Raw genomic sequence first — 343 nt, forward strand, 5'->3', positions numbered from 1 at the left:
GTGGACGATGGGGATCGAACCCACGACAACGGGAGTCACAATCCCGTGCTCTACCAACTGAGCTACGCCCACCATATTGCGTAACAAAAAAGCCAAACAACTTCTTTGTCGAAACTTCATCAGGCCCGAGGCACAGATAAAGCTTTATTTGGTGCGGATGAAGAGACTCGAACTCTTACGCCTCGCGGCGCTGGAACCTAAATCCAGTGTGTCTACCAATTCCACCACATCCGCGGATGAAGCTTTTAAAGCAAAGGCGCCAGACCGTTAAATCTGGCGCCTTTCGAAATATGGGGTGGACGATGGGGATCGAACCCACGACAACGGGAGTCACAATCCCGTG

1 tRNA gene is annotated in these 343 nt (G+C 51.9%); it reads right to left on the reverse strand.

Going from position 1 to position 343, the window contains the following annotated elements:
- Nucleotides 1-149: 149 nt before the first annotated feature.
- Nucleotides 150-234, reverse strand: a tRNA-Leu gene (locus AC4IHP_RS27880).
- Between the last annotated feature and the right edge of the window lie 109 nt (nt 235-343).

Source organism: Pseudomonas sp. UF-293 (assembly GCF_058245595.1).